This window comes from Anaerobiospirillum sp. NML120448 (assembly GCF_023050945.1).
In the GTDB taxonomy this organism is placed as follows: domain Bacteria; phylum Pseudomonadota; class Gammaproteobacteria; order Enterobacterales; family Succinivibrionaceae; genus Anaerobiospirillum.
In genome coordinates, this window is the sequence record NZ_JALKIM010000019.1 from 38,889 (window position 1) to 52,948 (window position 14,060).

The 14,060-nt window shown below is 41.0% G+C and carries 6 protein-coding genes and 6 tRNA genes; 1 reads left to right on the forward strand and 11 read right to left on the reverse strand.

Annotated elements, in window-relative coordinates; all coding sequences use genetic code 11:
• Positions 1–88 precede the first annotated feature (88 nt).
• The 4 genes from MXE38_RS05280 to MXE38_RS05295 all read right to left on the reverse strand — a co-directional run bounded on the left by MXE38_RS05280 (position 89) and on the right by MXE38_RS05295 (position 8,012).
• Positions 89–4,201: a VacB/RNase II family 3'-5' exoribonuclease gene (locus tag MXE38_RS05280; RefSeq protein ID WP_246912931.1), complete on the reverse strand. Its 4,113-nt coding sequence runs from the start codon at positions 4,199–4,201 to the stop codon at positions 89–91.
• Between the two features lie 289 nt (positions 4,202–4,490).
• Positions 4,491–5,804 (reverse strand): radical SAM family heme chaperone HemW, encoded by a 1,314-nt coding sequence (gene hemW / locus MXE38_RS05285; RefSeq protein WP_246912933.1) that lies wholly within the window; start codon positions 5,802–5,804, stop codon positions 4,491–4,493.
• 67 nt (positions 5,805–5,871) lie between these two features.
• A complete protein-coding gene (gene rdgB, locus MXE38_RS05290; protein WP_246912935.1) occupies positions 5,872–6,477 on the reverse strand; it encodes an RdgB/HAM1 family non-canonical purine NTP pyrophosphatase in 606 nt (201 codons plus the stop codon).
• 110 nt (positions 6,478–6,587) lie between these two features.
• Positions 6,588–8,012 carry an FAD-dependent oxidoreductase gene (locus MXE38_RS05295; RefSeq protein ID WP_246912937.1) on the reverse strand — a complete coding sequence of 475 codons (1,425 nt, stop codon included), beginning with the start codon at positions 8,010–8,012 and terminating at the stop codon, positions 6,588–6,590.
• Between the two features lie 125 nt (positions 8,013–8,137).
• Between MXE38_RS05295 and MXE38_RS05300 the strand changes: the two genes are divergently transcribed.
• Positions 8,138–8,743, forward strand: a complete 606-nt coding sequence (locus MXE38_RS05300) for an HAD-IA family hydrolase (RefSeq protein WP_246912939.1) — start codon at positions 8,138–8,140, stop codon at positions 8,741–8,743.
• 879 nt (positions 8,744–9,622) lie between these two features.
• On the opposite strand, the gene MXE38_RS05305 is transcribed toward MXE38_RS05300, so the two are convergent.
• The 7 genes from MXE38_RS05305 to MXE38_RS05335 all read right to left on the reverse strand — a co-directional run bounded on the left by MXE38_RS05305 (position 9,623) and on the right by MXE38_RS05335 (position 13,680).
• Positions 9,623–9,698: transfer RNA gene (locus MXE38_RS05305), tRNA-Phe, on the reverse strand.
• 44 nt (positions 9,699–9,742) lie between these two features.
• Positions 9,743–9,818: transfer RNA gene (locus MXE38_RS05310), tRNA-Phe, on the reverse strand.
• 339 nt (positions 9,819–10,157) lie between these two features.
• Complete coding sequence (secA, locus tag MXE38_RS05315) at positions 10,158–12,848, reverse strand: preprotein translocase subunit SecA (protein ID WP_246912940.1); 2,691 nt, start codon at positions 12,846–12,848, stop codon at positions 10,158–10,160.
• Between the two features lie 447 nt (positions 12,849–13,295).
• Positions 13,296–13,371, reverse strand: a tRNA-Gly gene (locus tag MXE38_RS05320).
• 31 nt (positions 13,372–13,402) lie between these two features.
• Positions 13,403–13,478, reverse strand: a tRNA-Gly gene (locus MXE38_RS05325).
• A 28-nt stretch (positions 13,479–13,506) separates the two neighbouring features.
• Positions 13,507–13,582, reverse strand: a tRNA-Gly gene (locus MXE38_RS05330).
• A gap of 22 nt (positions 13,583–13,604) precedes the next feature.
• Positions 13,605–13,680 (reverse strand) — tRNA-Gly (locus MXE38_RS05335).
• Between the last annotated feature and the right edge of the window lie 380 nt (positions 13,681–14,060).

The following is a 14,060-nucleotide window of genomic DNA, read 5'->3' on the forward strand; positions in this document are numbered from 1 at the left end:
AAAGGAGCAGGCTGCGCCCGCCCCTAATATATCACTTAACGAGTTTTAATTGACAACAACAATTTAGCTTTTGCCAAATAGCACTCCATTAAGCCTCATCCTTAGCCTTGCTCTTTGCTGGAGCCTTTTTAGCAGCAGCTTTCTTAGCAGGAGCCTTGGCTGGAGCCTTAGCCTCAGCAGCCTTAGAGGCTGTAGTAGTAGCCTTCTTAGCTACACTCTTAGTAGCTGCTTTAGCGGTGCTCTTAGCAGGAGCCTTAGCCTTAGGTTCAGCCTTAGCCTTGGTAGCAACCTTAGGCTCGGCCTTGGCCTTAGTTGCCTTAACCTCAGTAACCTCACTCTTAGCAGGCTCCTTCTTAGCAGTAGTAGCCTTCTTGGCAGCAGCCTTGGCTGGGGCCTTAGCAGGAGCTTTAGCCTCTTCCTTTACCTCAGCCTTAGCTGAGGTCTTGGCGCTAGAGGCGCTCTTAGTGGCAGTTGCCTTAGCAGGAGCCTTGGCCTTAGCGGCAGGTTCAGCAACAGCTGGAGTTTCAGCTACGGCTGGCTCTTTCTTAGCAGCAGCTTTAGCTGGAGCCTTAGTAGTCTTCTTGGCAGCAGCTTTTGCTGGTGCCTTAGCAACCTCTTCCTTAACCTCCTCAACCTTGGACTTAGCCTCAGCAGTGGCTGCGCTCTTAGCGGCAGTCTTGGCTGCGCTCTTAGTAGCAGTTGCTTTGGCTGGAGCGGCCTTAGCAGAGGCTGCGGTAGCTGCCTTGGCTGGAGATGCCTTGGTAGCGGCCTTGGCTGGAGATGCCTTTTTGGCGGTGCTCTTTGCTGGAGCCTTGGCTGGTTCAGCCTTAGGTTCTACCTTAGATTCAACAGCAGGCTCGACCTCAGCTTTGGCCTTGGCCTTGCTCTTTGGAGCGGCCTTAGCAGGAGCCTTGGTTGAGGCTTTCTTTGCAGAAGTTTTAGCAGCTGCCTCTTTAACCTCTACTGGGGACTCAGCCTTGACCTTTGTGGAGGCCTTGGTATCAACTTCCTTAGCCTTAGCACTTGCTTTAGCCTTGGATGTGCTCTTAGCAGCAGGCTTAGCTGCTACTTTTGGATCAGCTTGATCCTTTACCTCATCAACTTGAGGTGCGCTCTTGGCTTTAGACTTAGCAGTCTTGGTTTGTGGTTTAGCCAACTTAACCTCCTTTGCCAGGGTGAGATTATCGGTTAAAGAGCCTGAATCTACTGGAGTAACTTCCTCATCATCTAATACTTGCTTAGACTTAGCATTAGACTTTGAGCCCTTAGAGCCAGACTTAGTTACTTTAGGAGCGCTGGTTTTATCGCTCTTAGCGCTCTTGGTGCTCTTAATTTTATTATCAGAGCCCAAATCAGCGTCAATTCTAGAGGCAGTATCAATCAATAAAGGATCAATCTCCTCTTTCTTTGCCTTGCTCTTAGCATCATTTTCAAGAGCAATAACAGTAGTCTTTTTAGTGCCCTTAGAACTGCTCTTACGCTTTACTGTAATGACAGTACCACCAGAGACATCCTCTGAAACTACAGCCTTGCTTGGCTCTTTAGTTTCTTTGGCGCTCTTACTAGAGGCTTTAGCCTCAGCTTTAGCATCAGCTTTAGTTTCTGCCTTAGCTGTAGCTTTAGTAGCAGTCTTGGCAGCAGCTTTCTTAGCTGGAGCTTTCTTAGAGCTACTCTTGGTAGCATTTGGTACTGAGCTATCGGCCTTCTTGCTAGAGGCAGGCTTTTCATTGATAGCTTCCATATCATCCTCAATATTTAGTGATGACTTAATAGAATAGTCTAAGTGAGCTCTAGTAGCAGTATTGTCATTATCAGCAGCTACACCACGGGTAAAGTGACTAATACTGTCTAAGAACTTAGTCTTAATCTCATTAGAAGCCTTAAGATCACTAGATGCTTGTTGCTTTAAGTAAGCTTTAGCCTCTTGAATATCAAAAGAAACATCTTTCTTGCGAGGATTTACTACAGGTAAAAGATCAATTAAGCGTGCTTCACTCTTAACAGCAGCAATACGCACCTTAATTTGATCACCTTCATGATAGACCTTACGAGAACCAATGGAAAAACCTTTGATATTGCCATGGTCCACTGTATAAATATCTTTAATCATGCCATCGATAAAGAAATCGTTAAGCGTAATAAAGATTCCCCTATCAGTAATAGCTGATACAGTGCCATCTACCACTTCATTAATAAAGTTCTTTAAGTACTCGCACTTTAAGGAGTTATCAACATCGTACTCAGCGTTAGCAGCCTGAATTTCATTTTTAGTACAGGCTGTGCCTAGCTTAACTAAAGCATCATGGCTATATTGTTGAGAACCAATTTTGCCCCAATCTCTCTTTTGCTTCTTCTCTAAGATGTACTTAATGACTCGGTGAATTTGCAAGTCAGGATAGCGGCGAATTGGAGAGGTAAAGTGTGAATAATTTTGTAGCGCTAAGCCAAAGTGACCAATGTTGTCTGGGCTGTACTGAGCCTTAGACATAGAGCGCAACAATTGTAGAGCAATGACCTGATGCACACCCTCTGGCAATTTACTTACTTGATCAGAGACCTTTCTAAAGTCTTGAGGGGTTGGCTCATAACCATTAGGCAAATCAATACCGTGAAGGGATAAGATAGCTCTTAGGCGATCTAGTTTTTCCTCAGAAGGTACATCATGGATACGATATAAAGTTTGGAAGCCATTTTCCTTAACAAAGGTAGCAGCACATACGTTAGCTGCAATCATGCATTCCTCAATTAGCTGATTGGCCTCAGTGGTCTCATCAGGCTCCATGCCTTTCACTTTCCAATGCTCATCAAAGAGGAAATGTACTTCGGTACTTTCAAACTTAAAGACACCACGGTTATCGCTAGCCTTACTTAAGGCCTGATAAACCTTATACAGATTATCAATCCAAGGTAGACATTGTTCATGCTCAGGATAAATGGCTTTACCCTCAGTAATCATGGTATGAACTTCGGTATAAGTTAATCGGGCATGAGAATTCATAACAGCAGGATAGAAGTCATAACTTTCTATCTTACCTGCCTTAGAAATAATCATGTCGCATACCATACAGAGGCGATCTACATTAGGATTTAAAGAGCAAATACCATTAGATAGCTCCTCTGGCAACATAGGAACTACAAAGTAAGGGAAATACACACTGGTAGTACGCTCTAAAGCCTCAGCATCAATAGCACTACCTGTTCTTACATAGTAAGAAACATCAGCAATAGCTACGTAAAGGTGATACTTGTTATCCTCAATAGTACAGTAAACAGCATCGTCAAAATCACGTGCATCCTCGCCATCGATAGTAACTAAAGGCAAGTTACGTAAATCAACACGTCCTTTGAGTTCATCGTGATTAACTGTTTTAGGAATGTTCTTGATGGAGCGCTTTACTGTATCTGGCCAGGCACTAGCAATATCATGCTCTAAAATAGCCTTAACAATAAAATTGTCTAAGACACCACGATCGCCTTTAAGCTCCTGGGCTTTAACAATAAGGATATTTGGTGATTTACGAGAAATAATTTCTGCTACCACCAAAGAACCTGGGGTAATGGTGTGATCTTTAGTAACGCGAATGTCATAGGCGTTAAAACCTTTTTCTCTAAAGAAAATCTGCTCTGAGTTTTCAGGCATATCACCCATTAAAGAGGCACGCATTTTCACAAAGCTGACCACATAGGCTGCCCCTAAGAAAGTATTAATAACTACTTTGACCACATCGCCAGGAATAGTTAAATACTTACTAAATAATGGGTAAACATTGCCCTCTTCATCAGTAAAGCGCAGCTCACTTCCTTGCATACCAGGCGGTGCATAAATATTGGAACGAGCGCAGCTTACCTTACCTTGTGAAACCTTTTTAAAAGCACTAGCAACAAAACCAGCACCTTCACCAATATATTCAATAGCACCATCATCAAGTAACTCTTGAATAGTATCAAGGTATTGTTCAATACCTATATTACTGGTTGAGCCTTTAAAACCTACAGATGAAAGCATAAAGCTAAGAATATCTAGCTTGCGTTGAGAAAGAACTTCTTCAAAGGTGTAGTGTTTGGTAGCAGCACAAAGGTACAGCGCTGTCTTAAAGTCAGTTTGCAAGTCACCTTTAGGAGCTTTTTTGGGCTCTAGTAACTGTGCAAACACTTGCCCAGCTTGAGGCAACATTGTGCTAGTTTGCATTTCATTTGCCATATATTAATCCTTATTGTGCAAAGCTAATTAAGCCCAACGGCTGATTATGATTACTAGCTGTCAGCTTACTTAAAGCTTGAGTTTAAAATTCTTACACCTGTCTTGTTAGGTGTACTTTAGTCCAGAATATTGTCTATCTTATTGTATATGGAAGACAGATTGAAATATCAGAGAGTTAGTCTTTAGCACGTGAGCTTGAATGCAATTAATAAAATTAAACCTTGCCTATTATGATTTTAAGCTACTTAGCTATTACAAACTTAGACAAAATTAAACTTTATTACTTATTTCACAAAAAATATGAAATAACATCATTTAGCATTAATCTGCCTTGATCATTTAAAGAAAAACTTAAATCATTTTCAAGTTCAATTAAGCCCTGTGCCTGAATCTTTTTAAGCTCTTTTTCTATAGTATTAATCGGCATACCAGTGCGCATTAAATACTCTTTAGAGCTTACTTGATCGTTAAATAATCTTAAACGATTTAACATGAACTCAAAGGCTATTTCCTCTTGAGCTACTAAGTTTTTACTTAGTACCCCTTCTTCTAAATTAGAATAGGCCTTCATACAAGAGTTCATATACTCAAGATAGTTTTCACTATTAGCACTACGATAAATACGCATGGTGTCCCCCTCAGAGGTTTTTTCTAATAATGAAACCTTCTGGTGAGCCGCTGCTCCAATGCCTAAATAATCACCATAAAGCCAATAGTTTTGATTATGAATACAACGATAGTTGCCACCTAAGTTATAGCCAGAAACCTCGTAATGCTCAAAATTTGCTTGTTCTAATAAATAAAAGCCCTCCTGCTCAATAGCATAAAGAACATCTTCATCTGGCAGTACAGGAGGATGGTCACCAAAAACAGTACCTTCCTCTAAGGTTAGCTCATACCAAGATAAATGCGTGCTTTCCATTTGTAGGGCTGTTTTTAGATCACTAAGAGCTAAAGAGACATCTTGTCTAGGCAAACCATGCATAATGTCGAGATTATAATTATAAAATCCTGCCTTTTGAGCGTTCTTACAAGCACTAATAGCCTCCTCTGCATTATGAATACGGCCCAAGCGCTTGAGAGCTTGATCATTAAAACTCTGAACACCAATACTGATTCTATTAAAGCCCACCGCTCTTAACTCTTTGAGCAAAGCTAAGTCTATGGTGCCAGGATTAGCCTCTAAAGAAATTTCCGCCCCATCAGATAAATATGGGCCAATCTTTTCAAATAAACGACCCCACAACTTAGGCTCACAAAGGCTAGGTGTGCCACCACCAATATAAACACAAATAAGCTTACGGCCATTTAACAGCGGGATTTTGAGTTCAAACTCTTTAATCAGTAAATCTATATATTGCCCATCACGAACGACATCAGCACCTTGAGCCAAGGAGGCAAAATCACAATAAGGGCATTTATGCACGCAAAAAGGATAATGAATATATAAAGCTATATCGTGATGGGAAAAAAGATAGTCTTTGCGACTTTGAGGCTCCAAATTAAGGGTTAAAGGCAAAGTAGAGGCTAATTCTTGAGCATGCCTAAGATGAGCTGTAATCTCATCATAATGGTTAACTAAAATTTGCTTAGCAAGAGACATTAAATAAAATCTTCTAGAGTAATTTGCCTAAAAAATAAGAGAGCTACTAGAGCTCTCTTTTTGAAAATTAAATATCGTGACAGCGGTGTAACTCGGCTACAAGTAAAGACAAGGCACGAGCACGATGAGAAATAACATTCTTAATTTGATATGGAATTTGAGCAGCTGTGCAATTACGACCTGTAACAACAAATAACGGATCATAGCCAAAGCCATTTTGACCCATAGGCTTTAGACCTATGCTACCTTCCCAAGAGGCAGTAACCACTACAGGAACAGGATCGTCATATGAGCGAACGTAAGCTAAAGCTACAAAATAACGTGCGCTTCTCTTTTCTACAGGAACATCTTTAAGGGCTTCTAATAATTTATCATTATTGCCCTTATCATTACCCCACTCACCGCAGTAACGGGCTGAATAAATGCCAGGAGCACCATTTAGTGCATCGACACATAACCCTGAGTCATCAGCAAGGGAAGGCAAATTAGAATATTTAGCAGCATTACGAGCTTTGATTAAGGCATTTTCAATAAAGCTCAGACCATTTTCCTCGGCCTCAGGTACGTTAAATTCCTTTTGTAAATGAACTTCAACACCAAGAGGGGTAAGGATCTCGCCAAACTCACTGGCCTTACCACTATTATTGGAGGCTAATACAATCTTTTTTAACATAATAAAGCTCTATATCTACCAAACCATCATTAGACTTAAGATTCACCCTAAGCAAAGCTAATTGCGAAGCAATAATAACTAAGCTTAGCTTATTTTGCTAGTCTTAAGCATTAAAGTCCTATTACTTTGCGCTCAATAGTTTTAGTTGCTTGCTCACAAGCTTTTTTAAGCACTGATTCGTATGAAGGATTGAAATAAGGCAAAGCTGCAACTTGCTCTACAGTTAACTCCTGAGACATGGCCATAGCAAGCATATGGGCAATATGAGAGGCATCATGCATACAAATTTCTGAACCTAATATTTTATGGCTAGCCTCGTCCACATACATTCTGAACAGACCACCCTCATTTTGGGTAACTCTAAAGAAGCCATCATTAAGTCTAATCTCAGAGGAAACAAAAGACTGCCCTGATTTAGCTCTTTGCTTAACCTCTTCATAAGTCATACCCACCATAGCAAGCTCAGGATCGGTGGCTAAAATATTAAGCTTAAAAGGCTGAGTAAATTTCTTGAGATTAGGATAATTAACTGCATTAGTACCAGCTGCAATGCCTTGAGCCCTAGCACTAGCAGTAGTCATATTAAGAGCGGTCACATCACCTGCGGCAAAGATGTGAGGAATGGAGGTTTGCATGGTTTGCTCATCAACATTAATACATCCTGTACGTCCAAGCGACATACCTAGCTCTCGTAAATGTAAACCATCGAGCTTTGGATAGCGTATAGAGCAAGCTAGAATAGTTTCAACCTCTAAATGATTTTCATAATTGGACTCTAAATAGTAAATACCATAGCCCCGATCATAGCGCTCAATAGCCGTGATATAACTGTCTAAGACCAAGTCAAAACGATCATTAAAAACATCTACCGCTGCTGATACCACAGAATCATCAGTTAAATTCCAAAGATTTTGATTGCCAAAAACGATGACCTTAACACCTAAATAGCTAAGAGCTTGTCCTAGCTGTAAGCCCTCACGATTAGAGCCAAAAATGGCCATAGAATTAGGCAAATGATCTAAATCAAAAAAGTCATTAGTAGTAAAGATACCGCCTGAGGCCTGATGCTGACTAAGCTCATAAGGCACTACAGGAACTGAGCCTGTTGCAATTACTGCTGTCTTAAAGTTTACTTTATGGCTCTCATTAACCATAAGGGTATGCTCATCTAAAAGGCGAGCTCTACCAATTAGTCGATTACTCTCTGGAATACGGTAAATAAAAGATAGGATCTCACTAGTGTCTTTGGCTCTTACTGCTCTTAAAGTATTAAGCACATGATCAGTATCGAAGGCAAAGTCAAAACTCATACCCACGCCATACTTATCAAGCTCCATTAACGAATGGCAATGCCTACCAGCAGCAGACAAGTAAGATAAAGGAGTGTCACCCGTGCGTTTAGCGCTGGTACCAAGGGGACCTGATTCAACTAAAATACAATGAGCTCCTGAGGCACTGGCTACTTTATAAGCCTCAAGACCTGCACTACCAGCTCCAATAATGACAGTATCGCACGATAATACTATCTCACTCATAATCCTTATCCTACTACAGCACTAATGATCAGTTAGCATCATAGTAATAATAGCAAACGAAAACATATTTTTTTAAAATTTAAATAGCAATTCAAAGAGCAAAATTTGTTTAAAAGGAGTTTTTTATGATTAATGTAGATTTTTCACCTTACCAAGGCTTTATTTTTGATCTAGACGGCACCTTAATTGACTCTATGCCTTTCCATGTCAAAGCCTGGCAACAAGTAGCTAAAGAGCACGATTACGTTATTGATCCTCAATTTATTTACGACCGAGGTGGCTGCTCTTCTTACAACATCGTTTTAGATCTCCAAAAACATGGTTGTAATGTAGGGTCAGTGAAAGATTTTGTTGCCCGCAAGGTTGAACTCTACCGCAGCAACATCAATCAAGTTCCTTTGTTCAAAAAAGTCTTTAATGTTCTTACTGAGGCTAAAGAGCGTGGAGCCAAAATTGCTATTGGCACAGGCACTCAAAGAATCAATGTAGTAGATATCTTACAAATACACCAAATTTCACACTTGGTTGACTTTATTATTAGCGCCGATGACGTAACTGAGCACAAACCACACCCTCAAACCTATTTAAAGGCCATGGAGTTAATGCAACTTCCACCAGAGCAATGTATTGTCATTGAAGATGGTATGCCAGGCATTCAAGCAGCAAGCGCCGCTCACATTGACTGCCTCGTAGTCGACAATGACCAATTCATTAAGCTCAATAAGGCCTAAGCTAAGGCATCACCTAAGCCTACCCCACATTTCTCCAGGAAAGATGGCCCCAAACCTGCCATCTTTCCTTTATCAGCCCCACCTCAAGCCCAAAGACACTGCCTCAAACAGCCCTATACCCCCTTACAGCAGCATAGCCACCCTATCTAGCCCACTAGAGCACCAAACACAGCCCTAGTAGCCACCAACAGCCATACCTATAGCGCCAATCTAGCTCTACAGCGCTCTATTAGGCACAATTGCATCAATGAGCACCTGAAACCTATCCCCAACAAGGCAAGCAACCATACACACAGCAGTATGGCCCTCTACTGGCGCTTATGAGCTTCGCCATACACAAACCTATAAGTGCTAGTGCTTTTATGGCACCTTTAGGCCTTAGCAGCTGTAACGCTAGGCTTTAACAGTAGGCTTTAACAGTAGGCTTTACCCCTTAACCACTTAGAGCCAAAGTGGGTGGCCCTACGTTTTGCGCTGGGGCTGAGCCCTTATGCTCTGCATTGCGGGCCCTGAGCCCTGCGCCCTGCGCCCCAGCGCATAGCGCCTGCGTTCATGGCTCATGGCTCACGCTCTTACCCGCTGAGCTAATGGCCCAGCGCCCTACATACAAATATTAGGAATGAGCAAAGGTACAGACAAAGGCAGAGCATCAGCCTGCTAAGCTTTAAGCGCTAGACTGAATATGCAGTAATGGTGAGGGTGCGCTAAATACAATTAAAGCGATTGGTTTTGAGTGCTGCTATGGAAAAAAGTGCAATGAAAACCTGATCCAAGATTGAGATAGGTGGCTTGCGAGTCTTTTTAGGGGTTGGTTGGGGTGATTATGCCAGGTGGGAATTTTGGGCATAAAAAAAGTAGCTCGAGGCTACTGTTAAAAGATGGTGCCCAGACCTGGAATCGAACCAGGGACACAAGGATTTTCAATCCTTTGCTCTACCGACTGAGCTATCTGGGCATCGGTAATGGTGAATTGTTTTTTAGCACCATTTTATTTCTTAATGGTGCCCAGACCTGGAATCGAACCAGGGACACAAGGATTTTCAATCCTTTGCTCTACCGACTGAGCTATCTGGGCAACGGCGCTTATTAAACCAAATAAGCCCTACAGTGTCAACAAAAATTTTTAATATTTTTTGGAAATTTTTTAACAAATTGTTCAAAATTCGATAAATAAGCCAAATTTTTGTTAAATTTTTCTGTATTTTTTTCAATCTTTTTTAGCTAAAAACTCAGCACCAAAAAAGTTAGGATAAAAAAAACCGCCAAACTTTAATCAAGCTTAGCGGTTTTATAGTAAACGACATAAATAATTAGTGATTACTGCTTTAACAATATTGGATAAGTCTATGAATCACATAGGCTTTAGACAAAACTATTTGTCGTTTACTATAGTTACGAGTTTTTTGTCAAATTACTATACGGCCTTGCCGTGGCAATCCTTATACTTTTTGCCAGAGCCACAAGGACATGGATCATTGCGACCAATGCTTGGCTTCATAAGCTCCTCAGCAGCGGCAGCGGTGCTAGCAATGTCCTCTTTGCTAGAGTTAGCTAAAGCAGCAGCCTGAGCAGCAGCTTCTTCTTGCTCTGGAGTTGGACGTACTTGAATTTGTACACGAGAGAGCATCTTAATTACTTGATACTTAATGTTTTCAAGTAACTTGGTGAATAAATTGAAAGATTGAATCTTATACTCATTCTTTGGATTACGCTGAGCATAACCTTGAAGGCCAATACCTAAACGCATGTAATCCATAGCAGCTAAGTGCTCTTTCCATAACATATCAATAGTTTGAAGCATTACGCCCTTTTCTAACTGCTTCTGATTCTCAGGGCCAATTACTTCGCACTTGATGTCGTAAAGCTTTTGAGCCTCAGATACGATGCGATCACGAATATCTTGCTCAACTAACTTGCTATCCTCTGCAATCCACTCTCTTACAGGGCATGCAATCACAAACTCTTCACGTAAACGAGTCTCAAGCTCTTCAAGCTTCCATGACTCTGGTAAGGAGTTTGGCTCAATGTACTCATCAATAACGCTATTGAATACATCAATACGGATATTGCTAATAGTCTCTGATACATCCTCACCATTTAATAAAGCATTACGCTCTTCGTAAATAACCTTACGCTGTTGGTTGGCAACATCATCAAACTCAAGCAAGCTCTTACGAATATCGAAGTTTCTGGTCTCAACCTTACGCTGAGCAGACTCAATGGCACGAGTTACTAACTTATGCTCTAAAGGCTGACCATCTTCCATACCCATGCGCTTCATAAAGTTCTTAAGCTTGTCAGAACCGAATAAGCGCATCAAATTGTCATCCATAGACAAGTAGAAACGTGATGAACCAGGATCGCCTTGACGACCAGCACGACCACGTAACTGGTTATCAATACGACGGGATTCATGGCGCTCTGAGCCAATAATGTGTAAGCCACCAGCGGCTAATACAGCATCATGGCGCTTTTGCCATTGTTCGGTAACACGATCAATGTCGCTTTGAGAGGCATCTGGGCCTAAAGCTTCAATCTCAGCCTTTAAGTTACCACCAAGGATAATATCAGTACCACGACCAGCCATATTAGTAGCAATGGTTACTGTGCTTGGACGACCAGCCTGAGCAACAATATGAGCTTCTTTTTCGTGGAACTTAGCATTTAAAACCTGATGAGGGATCTTAGCTTTGGTTAAGAGATTGGCTAACTTTTCAGAATTCTCAATAGAGATAGTACCTACAAGAACTGGGCGACCCTCAGCAATACGATCCTTAATATCAGCTAAAATAGCGTGATACTTCTCATCTTCAGTTAAGTAGATAAGATCTGGCATATCGTTACGGATCATTGGCTTATTGGTAGGAAGTACTACAGTATTTAAGCCATAAATCTGCTGGAACTCATAAGCCTCAGTATCAGCAGTACCAGTCATACCAGCTAACTTCTCATACATACGGAAGTAGTTCTGGAAAGTAATGGTAGCTAAGGTTTGGTTCTCTGACTTAATGGCCACACCCTCTTTAGCCTCAACAGCTTGGTGTAAACCATCAGACCAGCGACGGCCTTCCATCTTACGACCAGAGTGCTCATCAATAATTACTACTTCACCATTAGCAACCACATAGTCAACATCACGCTTGAATAAAGCATGAGCACGTAGCGCAGCCATAACGTGGTGTAAGAGCACAATGTTAGAAGAGTAGAATAAGGAGTCATTTTCCTTAAGCAAGCCTAACTCACGTAATAAATCCTCAACATAAAGCTGACCACGCTCAGTTAAATAAGCTTGACGTAATTTAAGATCTACAGTGTAGTGTCCATCACCTGTGTAATCTTCGGTATCTTCTTTCTCTTGAAGCTCAAGTTTAGGAATGATTTGGTCAATCTTACGATAAAGATCGGAACTGTCCTCTGCCTGACCAGAAATAATTAAAGGGGTACGAGCTTCATCAATTAAAACGGAGTCCACCTCATCAACGAGGGCATAATTTAATGGACGCTGTACTCTTTGCTCTGGGGTGTAGGCCATGTTATCACGTAGATAATCGAAGCCAAACTCGTTATTAGTACCGTAAGTAACATCACAAGCATAAGCCTCTCTCTTAGAGTCAGGATCCATGCCAGGAACATTGCAGCCTACAGTCATGCCCATAAAGGAATAGAATGGACGAGACCAATCAGCATCACGACGAGCCAAATAGTCGTTTACGGTAACAACGTGTACGCCTTTACCTGATAAAGCATTCAAATAACAAGGCATTAAAGCAGTTAAGGTTTTACCTTCACCAGTTTTCATTTCTGCAATCTGGTTAGAGTTTAAAACCATACCACCCATGAGCTGTACATCAAATGGGCGTAAACCAAGAGTACGCTTTGCAGCTTCACGAACTGCAGCGAAAACTTCAGGCAAAATACTCTCTAAGGTAGCGCCTTGTGCAATCTGATCTTTAAAGTTTTGAGTAAGCTCTTTAAACTCCTCATCCTTTAAAGCTTCATACTTAGGCTCAAGAGCATTAATTTGTTTAACGATTTTATTTAAGCGTTTGATAGTACGCTGATTGCTACTGCCAATGATCTTGGTAACGATTGATGTAATGAACATTTTTTCTTAACACTGTTAGAGGAAACCACTGGCTATTATATAGCACTTTGGCATTCTAAAAAAAATAACTAAGTCTCAAGCTTATGCTTATACAAAGACAATATAAAACTATCTTACAAACTCTATAATAGCTAGAACTTAGCGCAACAAAGAAAAGAAGATAATTTAACGGAAAGCTAAAAAGAAAAAATTCAGCCCCACCCTCTACTATATATGTAGCAGAGCGTGAACTAAACGTCTTAAAACCAATCCATGCTTTAATATATTGGGTCAACAAGAAAAAATTTCAAGTCCTAAAGGCAAACTTTGTATATTTTGAGCGCTAGAGAATCTATTCTATTATGATGTATCTATGCAAAAGATACAAAAAAAGACCATTTAAGGTCTTAAAGCTCTATAAACAAAAAAAGGTGCCTAAAGCACCCAATTTGTTGAAACTTACTGATCTGGAGCGGGAAACGAGGTTCGAACTCGCGACCCTAACCATGGCAAGGTTATGCTCTACCAACTGAGCTATTCCCGCATCAAGATTAGATAGTTTCTTTGCTTTACATTGGAGCGGGAAACGAGGTTCGAACTCGCGACCCTAACCATGGCAAGGTTATGCTCTACCAACTGAGCTATTCCCGCATATGTAAGGCAACTTATACATTCACTTTGGAGCGGGAAACGAGGTTCGAACTCGCGACCCTAACCATGGCAAGGTTATGCTCTACCAACTGAGCTATTCCCGCATAAAGAAAATATATTTTGTACTGGAGCGGGAAACGAGGTTCGAACTCGCGACCCTAACCATGGCAAGGTTATGCTCTACCAACTGAGCTATTCCCGCTCTCCATGCCGCAGCATTATAAGGAAATTTTTTGACCATGCAAGCACTTTTTTAAAAATTTTTTAATTTTTTTTAAAATTTCCTCGCAAAACCTCTCTAAAAGCTCATATTTATCTAATTTAATTTTAAAAAAATTTTTTCACCCAAAAGTGCCCAATATAGTAACAAAGCCATCACTAGAGCCACTTCTCTAAGCAAAAGCTGCCAAAAAAATCATGCCCATGTACTTAAGAGTTAGCTAAAGCTAACTTCAATACCCTCGAATGTACCTTTGCCAGACTTGTGATCATCGACAATTGACTGAGCAAGAAGAGGTAGATCTTTGCCTGCTTCTTTATCACGTTTAGAGGGTTTAGATCTTAGTACTCTATTTCTTAAGC

Bases quoted from the DNA above. Each gene is read 5' to 3' on its own strand.
- MXE38_RS05280 (WP_246912931.1), bottom strand. From the start codon at position 4,201: ATGGCAAATGAAATGCAAACTAGCACAATGTTGCCTCAAGCTGGGCAA.
- hemW (WP_246912933.1), bottom strand. From the start codon at position 5,804: ATGTCTCTTGCTAAGCAAATTTTAGTTAACCATTATGATGAGATTACA.
- rdgB (WP_246912935.1), bottom strand. From the start codon at position 6,477: ATGTTAAAAAAGATTGTATTAGCCTCCAATAATAGTGGTAAGGCCAGT.
- MXE38_RS05295 (WP_246912937.1), bottom strand. From the start codon at position 8,012: ATGAGTGAGATAGTATTATCGTGCGATACTGTCATTATTGGAGCTGGT.
- MXE38_RS05300 (WP_246912939.1), top strand. From the start codon at position 8,138: ATGATTAATGTAGATTTTTCACCTTACCAAGGCTTTATTTTTGATCTA.
- secA (WP_246912940.1), bottom strand. From the start codon at position 12,848: ATGTTCATTACATCAATCGTTACCAAGATCATTGGCAGTAGCAATCAG.